The organism is Shigella sp. FC1544, from assembly GCF_001722145.1.
GTDB classification, from domain to species: Bacteria; Pseudomonadota; Gammaproteobacteria; order Enterobacterales; family Enterobacteriaceae; genus Escherichia; species Escherichia coli.
In genome coordinates this window covers 26,226-42,506 of the sequence record NZ_MECT01000549.1, presented here as the reverse complement: position 1 = coordinate 42,506, position 16,281 = coordinate 26,226, and the positions used below count along the sequence as shown (strand labels likewise).

The window sequence follows — 16,281 nt, the reverse complement described above, 5'->3', positions numbered from 1 at the left end:
GACGCCCATGTCCAGTCAATATTTACGTATTTTTCAACAGCCGCGTTCAGCCATATTGCTGATCCTGGGTTTTGCTTCCGGGCTACCGCTCGCCCTGACATCCGGTACCTTACAGGCCTGGATGACGGTCGAGAATATTGATCTCAAAACCATTGGTTTCTTCTCTCTGGTAGGCCAGGCTTACGTTTTTAAATTCCTCTGGTCACCGCTGATGGACCGCTACACGCCCCCATTTTTTGGGCGGCGGCGCGGTTGGCTGCTCGCCACGCAAATCCTGTTATTAGTCGCCATTGCGGCGATGGGTTTTCTCGAACCTGGCACCCAACTCCGCTGGATGGCGGCACTGGCGGTGGTGATCGCTTTTTGCTCGGCCTCCCAGGATATTGTCTTCGATGCGTGGAAAACCGATGTGCTCCCGGCAGAAGAACGTGGTGCGGGCGCGGCAATCAGCGTGCTGGGTTACCGTTTAGGGATGCTGGTTTCCGGCGGCTTAGCCCTGTGGCTGGCAGATAAATGGCTGGGCTGGCAGGGCATGTACTGGTTGATGGCGGCGCTGTTGATCCCTTGTATTATCGCGACGTTGCTTGCACCAGAACCGACCGACACAATTCCTGTGCCAAAAACGCTGGAACAAGCGGTTGTTGCACCTCTGCGAGATTTCTTTGGTCGCAATAATGCCTGGCTTATTTTGCTTCTTATCGTGCTGTATAAGCTGGGCGACGCATTCGCCATGAGCCTGACAACCACGTTTTTGATTCGCGGCGTCGGGTTTGATGCGGGTGAAGTAGGCGTGGTTAACAAAACGCTTGGCTTACTGGCGACCATTGTGGGCGCATTGTACGGTGGGATTTTGATGCAGCGCCTGTCGCTGTTCCGGGCGCTGCTGATTTTCGGCATTTTACAAGGTGCGTCTAACGCTGGTTACTGGCTGCTGTCGATTACTGATAAGCATCTCTACAGCATGGGCGCAGCCGTCTTTTTCGAAAACCTCTGTGGCGGGATGGGCACATCAGCCTTTGTCGCGCTGTTAATGACGCTGTGTAATAAGTCATTTTCCGCTACTCAATTTGCCCTGCTCTCAGCGCTTTCCGCTGTAGGACGAGTTTATGTCGGCCCCGTGGCGGGTTGGTTTGTTGAAGCACACGGCTGGTCGACATTCTATCTATTCTCCGTCGCCGCTGCCGTACCGGGGCTTATTTTGCTGCTGGTTTGCCGCCAGACGCTTGAATATACACGAGTAAATGACAACTTTATCTCCCGTACCGAATATCCGGCAGGTTATGCCTTTGCCATGTGGACACTGGCGGCGGGCGTCAGCCTGTTGGCCGTGTGGTTACTGCTGTTGACGATGGACGCGCTGGATTTGACGCACTTCTCTTTCCTGCCTGCTCTGCTGGAAGTCGGGGTTTTAGTCGCCCTTTCTGGCGTCGTGCTTGGTGGTTTGCTGGATTATCTGGCTCTACGAAAAACGCATCTAACGTAATCTGTAAATATTATTTAGCTGTAGTAATCACTCGCCGTAATTATTACGGATAAATAAACATCAGTATCGCTTAATAATATTTGTTCTTTTGTGCGGCTTAGCGTTTGGAAATTATTGACGCAATTTATGAATTCTATTTTTTCTTACACGATTCAGCTAACGAGTCTTTATTTTCCCCCCACCCAATTGTCACCATAATGATAATTATTTGTTAAACAATTATTTTATTCCAGATTGGTTATACCAATTGCCCATCCAAACTCCTTCTGCACTCCCCTTTCGTTATAACGCCCTTTTGCAACAGCTTCTTAAAATCAACTTGATATGTTTTGCAACATATGTGACCTGACAGCCAAATCCAAGTAACAGTAATTTAATCATGTTTACAGTAATGTAACCTTCCCGTAAAATGCCCACACACTTTAAACGCCACCAGATCCCGTGGAATTGAGGTCGTTAAATGAGACTCAGGAAATACAATAAAAGTTTGGGATGGTTGTCATTATTTGCAGGCACTGTATTGCTCAGTGGCTGTAATTCTGCGCTGTTAGATCCCAAAGGACAGATTGGTCTGGAGCAACGTTCACTGATACTGACGGCATTTGGCCTGATGTTGATTGTCGTTATTCCCGCAATCTTGATGGCTGTTGGTTTCGCCTGGAAGTATCGTGCGAGCAATAAAGATGCTAAGTACAGCCCGAACTGGTCACACTCCAATAAAGTGGAAGCTGTGGTCTGGACGGTACCTATCTTAATCATCATCTTCCTTGCGGTACTGACCTAGAAAACCACTCACGCTCTTGAGCCTAGCAAGCCGCTGGCACACGACGAGAAGCCCATTACCATCGAAGTGGTTTCCATGGACTGGAAATGGTTCTTCATCTACCCGGAACAGGGCATTGCTACCGTGAATGAAATCGCTTTCCCGGCGAACACTCCGGTGTACTTCAAAGTGACCTCCAACTCCGTGATGAACTCCTTCTTCATTCCGCGTCTGGGTAGCCAGATTTATGCCATGGCTGGTATGCAGACTCGCCTGCATCTGATCGCCAACGAACCCGGTACTTATGACGGTATCTCCGCCAGCTACAGCGGCCCGGGCTTCTCAGGCATGAAGTTCAAAGCTATTGCAACACCGGATCGCGCCGAATTCGACCAGTGGGTCGCAAAAGCGAAGCAGTCGCCGAACACCATGTCTGACATGGCTGCGTTCGAAAAACTGGCCGCGCCTAGCGAATACAACCAGGTGGAATATTTCTCCAACGTGAAACCAGACTTGTTTGCTGATGTGATTAACAAGTTTATGGCTCACGGTAAGAGCATGGACATGACCCAGCCAGAAGGTGAGCACAGCGCACACGAAGGTATGGAAGGCATGGACATGAGCCACGCGGAATCCGCCCATTAAAGGGGTTGAGGAAGAATAAAGATGTTCGGAAAATTATCACTTGATGCAGTCCCGTTCCATGAACCTATCGTCATGGTTACGATCGCTGGCATTATTTTGGGAGGTCTGGCGCTCGTTGGCCTGATCACTTACTTCGGTAAGTGGACCTACCTGTGGAAAGAGTGGCTGACCTCCGTCGACCATAAACGCCTCGGTATCATGTATATCATCGTGGCGATTGTGATGTTGCTGCGTGGTTTTGCTGACGCCATTATGATGCGTAGCCAGCAGGCTCTTGCCTCGGCGGGCGAAGCGGGCTTCCTGCCACCTCACCACTACGATCAGATCTTCACCGCGCACGGCGTGATTATGATCTTCTTCGTGGCGATGCCTTTCGTTATCGGTCTGATGAACCTGGTGGTTCCGCTGCAGATCGGCGCGCGTGACGTTGCGTTCCCGTTCCTCAACAACTTAAGCTTCTGGTTTACTGTTGTTGGTGTGATTCTGGTTAACGTTTCTCTCGGCGTGGGCGAATTTGCGCAGACCGGCTGGCTGGCCTATCCACCGCTATCGGGAATAGAGTACAGTCCGGGAGTCGGTGTTGATTACTGGATATGGAGTCTCCAGCTATCCGGTATAGGTACGACGCTTACCGGTATCAACTTCTTCGTTACCATTCTGAAGATGCGCGCACCGGGCATGACCATGTTCAAGATGCCAGTATTTACCTGGGCATCACTGTGCGCGAACGTACTGATTATTGCTTCCTTCCCAATTCTGACGGTTACCGTCGCGTTGTTGACCCTGGATCGCTATCTGGGCACCCATTTCTTTACCAACGATATGGGTGGCAACATGATGATGTACATCAACCTGATTTGGGCCTGGGGCCACCCGGAAGTTTACATCCTGATCCTGCCTGTTTTCGGTGTGTTCTCCGAAATTGCGGCAACCTTCTCGCGTAAACGTCTGTTTGGTTATACCTCGCTGGTATGGGCAACCGTCTGTATCACCGTGCTGTCGTTCATCGTTTGGCTGCACCACTTCTTTACGATGGGTGCGGGCGCGAACGTAAACGCCTTCTTTGGTATCACCACAATGATTATCGCCATCCCGACCGGGGTGAAGATCTTCAACTGGCTGTTCACCATGTATCAGGGCCGTATCGTGTTCCATTCTGCGATGCTGTGGACCATCGGTTTTATCGTCACTTTCTCGGTGGGCGGGATGACTGGCGTGCTGCTGGCAGTACCGGGCGCGGACTTCGTTCTGCATAACAGCCTGTTCCTGATTGCGCACTTCCATAACGTTATCATCGGCGGCGTGGTCTTCGGCTGCTTCGCAGGGATGACCTACTGGTGGCCTAAAGCGTTCGGTTTCAAACTGAATGAAACCTGGGGTAAACGCGCGTTCTGGTTCTGGATCATCGGCTTCTTCGTTGCCTTTATGCCGCTGTATGCGCTGGGCTTCATGGGCATGACCCGTCGTTTGAGCCAGCAGATTGACCCGCAGTTCCACACCATGCTTATGATTGCAGCTAGCGGTGCAGTACTGATTGCGCTGGGTATTCTCTGCCTCGTTATTCAGATGTACGTTTCTATTCGCGACCGCGACCAGAACCGTGACCTGACTGGCGACCCGTGGGGTGGCCGTACGCTGGAGTGGGCAACCTCTTCCCCGCCTCCGTTCTATAACTTTGCCGTTGTGCCGCACGTTCACGAGCGTGATGCATTCTGGGAAATGAAAGAGAAAGGCGAAGCGTATAAAAAGCCTGACCACTATGAAGAAATTCATATGCCGAAAAACAGCGGTGCAGGTATCGTCATTGCAGCTTTCTCCACCATCTTCGGTTTCGCCATGATCTGGCATATCTGGTGGCTGGCGATTGTTGGCTTCGCAGGCATGATCATCACCTGGATCGTGAAAAGCTTCGACGAGGACGTGGATTACTACGTGCCGGTGGCAGAAATCGAAAAACTGGAAAACCAGCATTTCGATGAGATTACTAAGGCAGGGCTGAAAAATGGCAACTGATACTTTGACGCACGCGACTGCCCACGCGCACGAACACGGGCACCACGATGCAGGCGGAACCAAAATCTTCGGATTTTGGATCTACCTGATGAGCGACTGCATTCTGTTCTCAATCTTGTTTGCTACCTATGCCGTTCTGGTGAACGGCACCGCAGGCGGCCCGACAGGTAAGGACATTTTCGAACTGCCGTTCGTTCTGGTTGAAACTTTCTTGCTGTTGTTCAGCTCCATCACCTACGGCATGGCGGCTATCGCCATGTACAAAAACAACAAAAGCCAGGTTATCTCCTGGCTGGCGTTGACCTGTTTGTTTGGTGCCGGATTTATCGGGATGGAAATCTACGAATTCCATCACCTGATTGTTAACGGCATGGGTCCGGATCGCAGCGACTTCCTGTCAGCGTTCTTTGCGCTGGTCGGCACGCACGGTCTGCACGTCACTTCCGGTCTTATCTGGATGGCGGTGCTGATGGTACAAATCGCTCGTCGCGGCCTGACCAGCACTAACCGTACCCGCATCATGTGCCTGAGCCTGTTCTGGCACTTCCTGGATGTGGTTTGGATCTGTGTGTTCACTGTTGTTTATCTGATGGGGGCGATGTAATGAGTCATTCTACCGATCACAGCGGCGCGTCCCATGGCAGCGTAAAAACCTACATGACAGGCTTTATCCTGTCGATCATTCTGACGGTGATTCCGTTCTGGATGGTGATGACAGGGGCTGCCTCTCCGGCCGTAATTCTGGGAACAATCCTGGCAATGGCAGTGGTACAGGTTCTGGTGCATCTGGTGTGCTTCCTGCACATGAATACCAAATCAGATGAAGCTGGAACATGACGGCGTTTGTCTTCACCGTGCTAATCATCGCTATCCTGGTTGTAGGCTCCATCTGGATTATGTGGAACCTCAACTACAACATGATGATGCACTAAGAGCGGCGGTTATGATGTTTAAGCAATACCTGCAAGTAACGAAACCAGGCATCATCTTTGGCAACCTGATCTCGGTGATTGGGGGATTCCTGCTGGCCTCAAAGGGCAGCATTGATTATCCCCTGTTTATCTACACGCTGGTTGGGGTGTCACTGGTTGTGGCGTCGGGTTGTGTGTTTAACAACTACATCGACAGGGATATCGACAGAAAGATGGAAAGGACGAAGAATCGGGTGCTGGTTAAAGGCCTGATCTCTCCTGCTGTCTCGCTGGTGTACGCCACCTTGCTGGGTATTGCTGGCTTTATGCTGCTGTGGTTTGGCGCGAATCCGCTGGCCTGCTGGCTGGGGGTGATGGGCTTTGTGGTTTATGTCGGCGTCTATAGCCTGTACATGAAACGCCACTCAGTCTACGGCACATTGATTGGTTCGCTCTCCGGCGCTGCGCCGCCGGTGATTGGCTACTGTGCAGTAACCGGCGAGTTCGATAGCGGCGCAGCGATCCTGCTGGCTATCTTCAGCCTGTGGCAGATGCCTCACTCCTATGCCATCGCCATTTTCCGCTTTAAGGATTACCAGGCGGCAAACATTCCGGTATTGCCAGTGGTAAAAGGCATTTCGGTGGCGAAGAATCACATCACGCTGTATATCATCGCCTTTGCCGTTGCCACGCTGATGCTCTCTCTTGGCGGTTACGCTGGATATAAATATCTGGTGGTCGCCGCGGCGGTTAGCGTCTGGTGGTTAGGTATGGCTCTGCGCGGTTATAAAGTTGCTGATGACAGAATCTGGGCGCGCAAGCTGTTCGGCTTCTCTGTCATCGCCATCACTGCCCTCTCGGTGATGATGTCCGTTGATTTTATGGTACCGGACTCGCATACGCTGCTGGCTGCTGTGTGGTAACAAAACCTCTCTATTAAAAAGGTGCTACGGCACCTTTTTTCTTAGCATTAGAAACATATCCCTCTCGAAATATTTACTAAAAAATCCGCATGTTTACCCCATTCGTTTGCCGCTTTACACTAGTCGCGAATTTAAAACAGAGGTGGTAATGAACGATTATAAAATGACGCCAGGTGAGAGGCGCGCGACCTGGGGTTTAGGGACCGTATTCTCGTTGCGCATGCTGGGCATGTTTATGGTTCTGCCGGTTCTGACCACGTATGGCATGGCTCTGCAAGGTGCCAGCGAAGCATTAATCGGTATTGCCATTGGTATTTATGGTCTGACTCAGGCCGTTTTTCAGCTTCCGTTTGGCCTGCTTTCCGACCGTATTGGTCGCAAACCATTAATTGTCGGTGGGCTGGCGGTGTTTGCCGCCGGTAGCGTTATCGCTGCGCTCTCTGACTCCATCTGGGGAATTATTCTGGGCCGGGCGCTACAAGGCTCCGGTGCGATTGCCGCTGCCGTTATGGCGCTGCTTTCCGATCTCACGCGCGAACAAAACCGCACCAAAGCAATGGCGTTTATCGGCGTGAGCTTTGGCATTACCTTTGCCATTGCGATGGTGCTTGGCCCGATCATCACTCACAAACTTGGGCTGCACGCGCTGTTCTGGATGATCGCTATTCTGGCAACGACCGGCATTGCGTTGACCATTTGGGTTGTGCCCAACAGTAGCACTCACGTACTTAATCGTGAGTCCGGAATGGTGAAAGGCAGTTTCAGTAAAGTGCTGGCGGAACCGCGGCTGCTGAAACTCAACTTTGGCATTATGTGTCTGCATATTTTGCTGATGTCGACGTTTGTTGCCCTGCCCGGACAACTGGCTGATGCAGGGTTCCCGGCGGCTGAACACTGGAAGGTCTATCTGGCGACAATGCTAATCGCCTTTGGCTCGGTCGTGCCTTTCATTATCTACGCTGAAGTTAAGCGCAAAATGAAGCAAGTCTTTGTCTTCTGCGTCGGGTTGATCGTGGTTGCGGAAATTGTGTTGTGGAACGCGCAAACGCAGTTCTGGCAACTGGTGGTCGGCGTGCAGCTTTTCTTTGTAGCGTTTAATTTGATGGAAGCCCTTCTGCCTTCACTTATCAGTAAAGAGTCGCCAGCAGGTTACAAAGGTACAGCGATGGGTGTTTACTCCACCAGCCAGTTTCTTGGCGTGGCGATTGGCGGTTCACTGGGCGGCTGGATTGACGGCATGTTTGACGGTCAGGGCGTATTTCTCGCTGGCGCAATGCTGGCCGCAGTGTGGCTGGCAGTCGCCAGTACCATGAAAGAACCGGCGTATGTCAGCAGTTTGCGCATTGAAATCCCGGCGAACATTGCCGCAAACGAGGCGTTAAAAGTGCGTTTGCTAGAAACTGAAGGCATCAAAGAAGTGTTGATTGCAGAAGAAGAACATTCAGCTTATGTGAAAATCGACAGCAAAGTGACGAATCGCTTTGATGTTGAACAGGCAATTCGCTAGGCATAAAAGCGAGGCGAAATTGCCTGCTGCGCTACGCTCATCAGGCCTACTAAGCTCCTGATTTACAAGCCTTTGTAGGCCGAACCAGGCGTTCATGCCGCATCTGACATGAACAAAGCGCAGGTTGTCGCGATTAATCGCGGAAGTTTTTGAACTGGAACGGCTGACCCAGATCGCCACCGCGCACCATCGCCATGACAGCCTGCAAATCATCACGAGATTTGCCAGTCACGCGGATCTCATCGCCCTGAATTTGCGCCTGCACTTTCAGTTTGCTGTCTTTGATCATCTTGACGATTTTTTTCTGGGTCGCGCTCTCAATGCCCTGCTTCAGTTTCGCTTCCACAAACCAGGTTTTACCGCTATGAACGATATTTTCCGGTACATCCAGTGAACTGCCTTCAATGCCGCGCTTCAGCAGCTTGGCACGCAGAATATCCAGCAACTGATTGACCTGGAAATCGGACTCGCTCAACACTTTGATGGTTTTGCTGGCGTCGTTCAGCTCAAATGAGGCTTCAACGTTACGGAAGTCAAAACGGGACTCCACTTCGCGGCTCGCGTTATCGACCGCGTTACGTGCTTCCTGAAGATCAACTTCAGAGACAATATCGAAAGATGGCATCTTTTCCTCTCCCTTCATTTTTGATGCGAAGCATAATACCCGCAAAGTTAAATAACCGACAGTCCTGCACCAGGACGTATCCCTTAATTGTGCATAGTCGCAACAGCATGCACAATTAAGGGATAGCCTTATTGAACACCCGGTGTGGTTGCGGGTGAGGAGGAACAATGAAAATTACCGTATTGGGATGCGGTGCCTTAGGGCAATTATGGCTTACAGCACTTTGCAAACAGGGTCATGAAGTTCAGGGCTGGCTGCGCGTACCGCAACCTTATTGTAGTGTGAATCTGGTTGAGACAGATGGTTCGATATTTAACGAATCGCTGACCGCCAACGATCCCGATTTTCTCGCCACCAGCGATCTGCTCCTGGTGACGCTGAAAGCATGGCAGGTTTCCGATGCCGTCAAAAGCCTCGCGTCCACACTGCCTGTAACCACGCCAATACTGTTAATTCACAACGGCATGGGCACCATCGAAGAGTTGCAAAATATTCAGCAGCCATTACTGATGGGCACCACCACCCATGCCGCCCGCCGCGACGGCAATGTCATTATTCATGTGGCAAACGGTATCACGCATATTGGTCCGGCACGGCAACAGGATGGCGATTACAGTTATCTGGCGGATATTTTACAAACCGTGTTGCCTGACGTTGCCTGGCATAACAATATTCGCGCCGAGCTGTGGCGCAAGCTGGCAATCAACTGCGTGATTAATCCACTGACCGCCATCTGGAATTGCCCGAACGGTGAATTACGTCATCATCCGCAAGAAATTATGCAAGTATGCGAAGAAGTCGCGGCAGTGATAGAACGCGAAGGGCATCATACTTCAGCGGAAGATTTGCGTCATTACGTGATGCAGGTGATTGATGCCACAGCGGAAAATATCTCGTCGATGTTGCAGGATATCCGCGCGCTGCGCCACACCGAAATCGACTATATCAATGGTTTTCTCTTACGCCGCGCCCGCGCGCATGGGATTGCCGTACCGGAAAACACCCGCCTGTTTGAAATGGTAAAAAGAAAGGAGAGTGAATATGAGCGCATCGGCACTGGTTTGCCTCGCCCCTGGTAGTGAAGAGACTGAAGCCGTCACCACGATCGACCTCTTGGTTCGCGGCGGTATCAAAGTCACCACTGCCAGCGTAGCCAGCGATGGCAACCTGGCAATTACCTGCTCGCGCGGCGTGAAGCTGCTGGCGGATGCGCCGCTGGTCGAGGTGGCTGATGGCGAATATGACGTGATCGTACTGCCTGGTGGCATTAAAGGCGCAGAGTGTTTTCGCGATAGCACTCTGCTGGTTGAAACCGTTAAACAGTTCCACCGTTCCGGGCGTATCGTCGCGGCTATTTGCGCCGCGCCAGCCACCGTGCTGGTGCCGCACGATATCTTCCCGATTGGTAATATGACCGGCTTCCCGACGCTGAAAGACAAAATTCCCGCTGAACAATGGCAGGACAAGCGCGTCGTCTGGGATGCACGGGTAAAATTGCTGACCAGCCAGGGGCCGGGGACAGCTATCGACTTTGGTCTGAAAATTATCGACCTGCTGGTTGGGCGCGAGAAAGCCCATGAAGTGGCATCACAACTGGTGATGGCGGCAGGGATTTATAATTATTACGAGTAGTGTCGGATGCGGTAAGCGTCGCATCTGACCAGATGCGACGTTACAACCACAAATTACGGGCGATATACCTTCACATTGTTAAAGCCCTGCTCGCGCAGATAGAGCGCCTGCAGACGGCTCATCACCCCGCGCTCACACCACAGTAGCCAGGTTCTGTTCTGGTCGAGATCGCCAAACTTGGTGCTCAGTTTATAGAACGGCAGAGAAACTACATCAATCCCTTCGACTTTCAGTGGCTTATCTTCCTGTTCATCGATAGAACGGATATCGAGGATCACGTCGTTCGGGCCGAAGCCATTGACGGTTTCCACTTCCACCACTTCCTGCTCGGTCTGCTGGGCGATTTCGCGGATATCAACGTTATTCGCTTCTTCAACCACTTTATCGAGAATGCTGAAGTCGAATTTCTCTTCTTCCGCTTCAATCTTCGACTTAACCGCTTTCACCGTCGGGCTTTTGGAGATAACACCGCAATATTCCGGCATCGTGCGAGCAAAGTCTTCGGTGCCAATCTGGCGAGCCAGGTTGATGATGTGCTCTTTGTCGTAAGAAATCAGCGGACGCAGGATCAGCGTATCGGAGACGTTATCAATCAGGCGCAGGTTGGTCAGCGTCTGACTGGACACCTGGCCGAGCGCTTCGCCGGTGACCAGCGCCTGTACGCCGTAACGTTCAGCCACTTTAGACGCGGCACGCACCATCATACGTTTGAGGATAACGCCCATCTGACCGTCGTCGATTTTCTCGAGAATTTCCCCGACGACCGGTTCGAAATTAATAGCGACAAAACGCACGCGGTGGGAGCTGCCAAAACGGTTCCACAGATAATGCGCCACCTGACGCACGCCAATTTCATGCGCCGCGCCGCCAAGGTTAAAGAAACAGTAATGCACGCGGCAGCCGCGACGCATCAACATATAACTGGAAACACCGGAGTCGAAACCACCGGAAATGAGCGACAGCACATCTTCCTGGGTGCCGATCGGGAAACCGCCAATACCTTCGTAGCGGCCTTTAATCAGCAGGAGACGATCGTCTTCCACTTCCAGATGGACAGTCACTTCCGGATTGGTCAGCTTCACGCGCGCGGACTCAATATGCTGATTTAAACCGCCGCCGACGTAACGTTCCACATCAATCGAGCTAAAATCATGTTTGCCACGGCGCTTCACGCGTACGCAGAAGGTTTTGCCTTCCAGCTGATCGCGATACTGAACCAACGCTTTCTCAAAAATATCGTGCATGTCGGTAAATGGCACGTCTTCGACTTCGAGAATATGGTGGATACCCGGAATACGGGTCAGGGCGTCGCGAATAGCCAGACGCTGGTTTTCATCTTTTGCGCGAACTTCGATGTTATCCCAGTGGCGGACGACAGCGAGCGTCTCATCATAGTGCTTTAAAACGTTACGAATGTTCCCGGTAAGGATTTTTATAAAGCGCAAGCGCACAGATTGGCTTTTGATGGTGATTTCCGGGAACAATTTAATGATAAACTTCATGGCGGCAATGGTTCGTTGGCAAGCCTTAAGCGACTTGTATAGGGAAAAATACAGCAGCCCACACCTGCGGCTGCATCCAGGCGCGGAAGTATACCACTAACATCGCTTTGCTGCGCACATCACCTTACCATTGCGCGTTATTTGCTATTTGCCCTGAGTCCGTTACCATGACGGGGCGAAAAATATTGAGAGTCAGACATTCATTATGCCGAAGAAAAATGAGGCTCCCGCCAGCTTTGAAAAGGCGCTGAGCGAGCTGGAACAGATTGTAACCCGTCTGGAAAGTGGCGACCTGCCGCTGGAAGAGGCGCTGAACGAGTTCGAACGCGGCGTGCAGCTGGCACGTCAGGGGCAGGCCAAATTACAACAAGCCGAACAGCGCGTACAAATTCTGCTGTCTGACAATGAAGACGCCTCTCTAACCCCTTTTACACCGGACAATGAGTAATGGACTTTCCGCAGCAACTCGAAGCCTGCGTTAAGCAGGCCAACCAGGCGCTGAGCCGTTTTATCGCCCCACTGCCCTTTCAGAACACTCCCGTGGTCGAAACCATGCAGTATGGCGCATTATTAGGTGGTAAGCGTCTGCGACCCTTCCTGGTTTATGCCACCGGTCATATGTTTGGCGTTAGCACAAACACGCTGGACGCACCCGCTGCCGCCGTAGAGTGTATCCACGCTTACTCATTAATTCATGATGATTTACCGGCGATGGATGATGACGATCTGCGTCGCGGTTTGCCGACCTGCCATGTGAAGTTTGGCGAAGCAAACGCGATTCTCGCTGGCGACGCTTTACAAACGCTGGCGTTCTCGATTTTAAGCGATGCTGATATGCCGGAAGTGTCGGATCGCGACAGAATTTCGATGATTTCTGAACTGGCGAGCGCCAGCGGTATTGCCGGAATGTGCGGTGGTCAGGCATTAGATTTAGACGCGGAAGGCAAACACGTACCTCTGAACGCGCTTGAGCGTATTCATCGTCATAAAACCGGCGCATTGATTCGCGCCGCCGTTCGCCTTGGTGCATTAAGCGCCGGAGATAAAGGGCGTCGTGCTCTGCCAGTACTCGACAAGTACGCAGAGAGCATCGGCCTTGCCTTCCAGGTTCAGGATGACATCCTGGATGTGGTAGGAGATACTGCAACGTTGGGAAAACGCCAGGGTGCCGACCAGCAACTTGGTAAAAGTACCTACCCTGCACTTCTGGGTCTTGAGCAAGCCCGGAAGAAAGCCCGGGATCTGATCGACGATGCCCGTCAGTCGCTGAAACAACTGGCTGAACAGTCACTCGATACCTCGGCACTGGAAGCGCTAGCGGACTACATCATCCAGCGTAATAAATAAACAATAAGTATTAATAGGCCCCTGATGAGTTTTGATATTGCCAAATACCCGACCCTGGCACTGGTCGACTCCACCCAGGAGTTACGACTGTTGCCGAAAGAGAGTTTACCGAAACTCTGCGACGAACTGCGCCGCTATTTACTCGACAGCGTGAGCCGTTCCAGCGGGCACTTCGCCTCCGGGCTGGGCACGGTCGAACTGACCGTGGCGCTGCACTATGTCTACAACACCCCGTTTGACCAATTGATTTGGGATGTGGGGCATCAGGCTTATCCGCATAAAATTTTGACCGGACGCCGCGACAAAATCGGCACCATCCGTCAGAAAGGCGGCCTGCACCCGTTCCCGTGGCGCGGCGAAAGCGAATATGACGTATTAAGCGTCGGGCATTCATCAACCTCCATCAGTGCCGGAATTGGTATTGCGGTTGCTGCCGAGAAAGAAGGCAAAAATCGCCGTACCGTCTGTGTAATCGGCGATGGCGCGATTACCGCAGGCATGGCGTTTGAAGCGATGAATCACGCGGGCGATATCCGTCCTGATATGCTGGTGGTCCTCAACGACAACGAAATGTCGATTTCCGAAAATGTCGGCGCGCTCAACAACCATCTGGCGCAGCTGCTTTCCGGTAAGCTTTACTCTTCACTGCGCGAAGGCGGGAAAAAAGTTTTCTCTGGCGTGCCACCCATTAAAGAGCTGCTCAAACGTACCGAAGAACATATTAAAGGCATGGTAGTCCCTGGCACGTTGTTTGAAGAGCTGGGCTTTAACTACATCGGCCCGGTTGACGGTCACGATGTGCTGGGGCTTATCACCACGCTGAAGAACATGCGTGACCTGAAAGGCCCGCAGTTCCTGCATATCATGACCAAAAAAGGTCGTGGTTATGAACCGGCAGAAAAAGACCCAATCACTTTCCACGCCGTGCCTAAATTTGATCCCTCCAGCGGTTGTTTGCCGAAAAGTAGCGGCGGTTTACCGAGCTATTCAAAAATCTTTGGCGACTGGTTGTGCGAAACGGCGGCGAAAGATAACAAGCTGATGGCGATTACTCCGGCGATGCGTGAAGGTTCCGGCATGGTCGAGTTTTCTCGTAAATTCCCGGATCGCTACTTCGACGTGGCAATTGCCGAGCAACACGCAGTGACCTTTGCCGCCGGTCTGGCGATTGGTGGGTACAAACCCATTGTCGCGATCTACTCCACTTTCCTGCAACGCGCCTATGATCAGGTGCTGCATGACGTGGCAATTCAAAAGCTTCCGGTCCTGTTCGCCATCGACCGCGCGGGCATTGTTGGTGCTGACGGTCAAACCCATCAGGGTGCTTTTGATCTCTCTTACCTGCGCTGCATACCGGAAATGGTCATTATGACCCCGAGCGATGAAAACGAATGTCGCCAGATGCTCTATACCGGCTATCACTATAACGATGGCCCGTCAGCGGTGCGCTACCCGCGTGGCAACGCGGTCGGCGTGGAACTGACGCCGCTGGAAAAACTACCAATTGGCAAAGGCATTGTGAAGCGTCGTGGCGAGAAACTGGCGATCCTTAACTTTGGTACGCTGATGCCAGAAGCGGCGAAAGTCGCCGAATCGCTGAACGCCACGCTGGTCGATATGCGTTTTGTGAAACCGCTTGATGATGCGTTAATTCTGGAAATGGCCGCCAGTCATGAAGCACTGGTTACCGTAGAAGAAAACGCCATTATGGGCGGTGCAGGCAGCGGAGTGAACGAAGTGCTAATGGCCCATCGTAAACCAGTCCCCGTGCTGAACATTGGCCTGCCTGACTTCTTTATTCCGCAAGGAACGCAGGAAGAAATGCGCGCCGAACTCGGCCTCGATGCCGCCGGTATGGAAGCCAAAATCAAGGCCTGGCTGGCATAATCCCTACTCCACTCCTGCTATGCTTAAGAAATTATTCATGGCAGGAGTGGCAGCATGCAATACAACCCCTTAGGAAAAACCGACCTTCGCGTTTCCCGACTTTGCCTCGGCTGTATGACCTTTGGCGAGCCAGATCGTGGTAATCACGCATGGACACTGCCGGAAGAGAGCAGCCGTCCCATAATTAAACGCGCACTGGAAGGCGGCATAAATTTCTTTGATACCGCCAATAGCTATTCCGATGGTAGCAGCGAAGAGATCGTTGGTCGCGCACTGCGGGATTTCGCCCGTCGTGAAGACGTGGTCGTTGCCACCAAAGTGTTCCATCGCGTTGGTGATTTACCGGAAGGATTATCCCGTGCACAAATTTTGCGCTCTATCGACGACAGCCTGCGACGTCTCGGCATGGATTATGTCGATATCCTGCAAATTCATCGCTGGGATTACAACACGCCGATCGAAGAGACGCTGGAAGCCCTGAACGACGTGGTAAAAGCCGGGAAAGCGCGTTATATCGGCGCGTCATCAATGCACGCTTCGCAGTTTGCTCAGGCACTGGAACTCCAAAAACAGCACGGCTGGGCGCAGTTTGTCAGTATGCAGGATCACTACAATCTGATTTATCGCGAAGAAGAGCGCGAGATGCTGCCACTGTGTTATCAGGAGGGCGTGGCGGTGATTCCGGCGCGGGGGCGACTGACGCGTCCGTGGGGAGAAACTACCGCACGACTGGTGTCTGATGAGGTGGGGAAAAATCTCTATAAAGAAAGCGATGAAAATGACGCGCAGATCGCAGAGCGGTTAACGGGCGTCAGTGAAGAACTCGGTGCAACACGAGCACAAGTTGCGCTGGCTTGGTTGTTGAGTAAACCGGGCATTGCCGCACCGATTATCGGTACATCGCGGGAAGAACAGCTTGATGAGCTATTGAACGCGGTGGATATCACTTTGAAGCCGGAACAGATTGCCGAACTGGAAACGCCGTATAAACCGCATCCGGTAGTAGGATTTAAATAAGAGTCCAGGCCTGATGAGACGCAACA

General features: G+C 52.1%; 13 protein-coding genes and 2 pseudogenes. 13 read left to right on the top strand and 2 right to left on the bottom strand.

The genetic code is table 11. From position 1 onward, the window contains the following. Window positions 1–7 precede the first annotated feature (7 nt). From ampG to BGK49_RS19985, 7 genes and pseudogenes are all read left to right on the top strand, one after another. Complete coding sequence (gene ampG / locus BGK49_RS20015; RefSeq protein WP_000098438.1) at window positions 8–1,483, top strand: muropeptide MFS transporter AmpG; 1,476 nt, start codon at window positions 8–10, stop codon at window positions 1,481–1,483. 460 nt (window positions 1,484–1,943) lie between these two features. Beyond that, window positions 1,944–2,891: pseudogene (gene cyoA, locus BGK49_RS20010) on the top strand (cytochrome o ubiquinol oxidase subunit II). 21 nt (window positions 2,892–2,912) lie between these two features. After that, a complete protein-coding gene (gene cyoB, locus BGK49_RS20005; RefSeq protein ID WP_000467180.1) occupies window positions 2,913–4,904 on the top strand; it encodes a cytochrome o ubiquinol oxidase subunit I in 1,992 nt (663 codons plus the stop codon). Then, on the top strand, window positions 4,894–5,508 hold the full coding sequence (locus BGK49_RS20000; RefSeq protein WP_000179812.1) for a cytochrome o ubiquinol oxidase subunit III: 615 nt from the start codon (window positions 4,894–4,896) through the stop codon (window positions 5,506–5,508). The genes cyoB and BGK49_RS20000 overlap by 11 nt, the downstream gene beginning before the upstream one ends. After that, a pseudogene (locus BGK49_RS19995) lies at window positions 5,508–5,836 on the top strand (cytochrome o ubiquinol oxidase subunit IV). The gene BGK49_RS20000 and the pseudogene BGK49_RS19995 overlap by 1 nt, the downstream one beginning before the upstream one ends. A gap of 11 nt (window positions 5,837–5,847) precedes the next feature. Beyond that, a complete protein-coding gene (cyoE, locus tag BGK49_RS19990; RefSeq protein WP_000971338.1) occupies window positions 5,848–6,738 on the top strand; it encodes a heme o synthase in 891 nt (296 codons plus the stop codon). 148 nt (window positions 6,739–6,886) lie between these two features. Next, window positions 6,887–8,245 (top strand): MFS transporter, encoded by a 1,359-nt coding sequence (locus tag BGK49_RS19985; RefSeq protein WP_001000997.1) that lies wholly within the window; start codon window positions 6,887–6,889, stop codon window positions 8,243–8,245. A gap of 133 nt (window positions 8,246–8,378) precedes the next feature. Here the strand turns inward: BGK49_RS19985 and yajQ are convergent, their stop codons facing one another. Continuing rightward, complete coding sequence (gene yajQ, locus BGK49_RS19980) at window positions 8,379–8,870, bottom strand: nucleotide binding protein YajQ (protein ID WP_001138904.1); 492 nt, start codon at window positions 8,868–8,870, stop codon at window positions 8,379–8,381. Between the two features lie 167 nt (window positions 8,871–9,037). Between yajQ and panE the strand changes: the two genes are divergently transcribed. Together panE and yajL are read left to right on the top strand one after the other, a co-directional pair. Continuing rightward, window positions 9,038–9,949 carry a 2-dehydropantoate 2-reductase gene (gene panE, locus BGK49_RS19975; RefSeq protein WP_000705861.1) on the top strand — a complete coding sequence of 304 codons (912 nt, stop codon included), beginning with the start codon at window positions 9,038–9,040 and terminating at the stop codon, window positions 9,947–9,949. Beyond that, on the top strand, window positions 9,912–10,502 hold the full coding sequence (yajL, locus tag BGK49_RS19970) for a protein deglycase YajL (RefSeq protein ID WP_001276309.1): 591 nt from the start codon (window positions 9,912–9,914) through the stop codon (window positions 10,500–10,502). The genes panE and yajL overlap by 38 nt, the downstream gene beginning before the upstream one ends. 53 nt (window positions 10,503–10,555) lie before the next feature. On the opposite strand, the gene thiI is transcribed toward yajL, so the two are convergent. Continuing rightward, window positions 10,556–12,004 (bottom strand): tRNA uracil 4-sulfurtransferase ThiI, encoded by a 1,449-nt coding sequence (gene thiI / locus BGK49_RS19965; protein ID WP_000668685.1) that lies wholly within the window; start codon window positions 12,002–12,004, stop codon window positions 10,556–10,558. Window positions 12,005–12,209: 205 nt separating this feature from the next. Here thiI and xseB point away from each other — a divergent pair, with 205 nt between their 5' ends. Genes xseB through yajO form a run of 4 tightly spaced genes read left to right on the top strand, consistent with a single transcriptional unit; the run spans window position 12,210 to window position 16,255 of the window. After that, window positions 12,210–12,452, top strand: a complete 243-nt coding sequence (gene xseB, locus BGK49_RS19960; RefSeq protein ID WP_001124935.1) for an exodeoxyribonuclease VII small subunit — start codon at window positions 12,210–12,212, stop codon at window positions 12,450–12,452. Further along, window positions 12,452–13,351: a (2E,6E)-farnesyl diphosphate synthase gene (ispA, locus tag BGK49_RS19955; RefSeq protein ID WP_000347225.1), complete on the top strand. Its 900-nt coding sequence runs from the start codon at window positions 12,452–12,454 to the stop codon at window positions 13,349–13,351. Before xseB ends, ispA begins: the two co-directional genes overlap by 1 nt. A gap of 24 nt (window positions 13,352–13,375) precedes the next feature. Further along, window positions 13,376–15,238, top strand: coding sequence for a 1-deoxy-D-xylulose-5-phosphate synthase (gene dxs, locus BGK49_RS19950; protein WP_000006809.1), 1,863 nt, complete (start codon window positions 13,376–13,378; stop codon window positions 15,236–15,238). 54 nt (window positions 15,239–15,292) lie between these two features. Beyond that, the gene (gene yajO, locus BGK49_RS19945; RefSeq protein ID WP_046891687.1) at window positions 15,293–16,255 is read left to right on the top strand and encodes a 1-deoxyxylulose-5-phosphate synthase YajO; all 963 of its coding nucleotides are present in this window, start codon (window positions 15,293–15,295) and stop codon (window positions 16,253–16,255) included. Window positions 16,256–16,281: the final 26 nt, after the last annotated feature.